This window comes from Streptomyces sp. MBT65, assembly GCF_016612545.1.
GTDB lineage: Bacteria > Actinomycetota > Actinomycetes > Streptomycetales > Streptomycetaceae > Streptomyces.
This window is the reverse complement of record NZ_JAENRY010000771.1, coordinates 1-430: the sequence shown is the minus strand read 5'-3', so window position 1 is coordinate 430 and position 430 is coordinate 1. Positions and strand designations below refer to the sequence as shown.

The following is a 430-nucleotide window of genomic DNA, read 5'->3' as shown; positions in this document are numbered from 1 at the left end:
GGCGGCGCGGGAGCGGGCGCGGCCGGTGCCGCGGGTGCCGCAGCGGCGGCGAGCGGGAGTTCGTCCGGCGGGGCGGGTGCAGCCGGTGCGTCCGCCGCGGCCGGCGGCAGCTCGTCGGGCGGGGCGGGTGGCGGTGGCGCGGTGGCCTCCGAGGGGCTCGGCGCGCCGGTGAAGGCGGGCATCGCGGCCGGTGTGGTCGCCGCGGCCACCGCGGCGGCGATCGCCCTCGCGCTGACCGGCGGCAGCGACCACCGCACGCCGCCTCCCGAGGCGAAACCGGCGCCCTCCTCCTCCCCCATCGCCAAGCCCGAGTCGCCGACCCCGGTCCCCCCGAAGAAGCAACCCGCGCAGGAGCCCGCGGTGTTGGCGCCCGAGCCGACGCCCACCCCGACCCCGACACCCACGCCGAAACCCCGGCAGACGCCGACCC

Annotated in this window: 1 pseudogene; it reads left to right on the top strand. The window is 81.4% G+C overall.

Features of this window, described 5'->3' with window-relative positions:
• A pseudogene (locus JHN63_RS52040) lies at nucleotides 1-430 on the top strand (RNA polymerase subunit sigma-24); the annotation flags it as partial.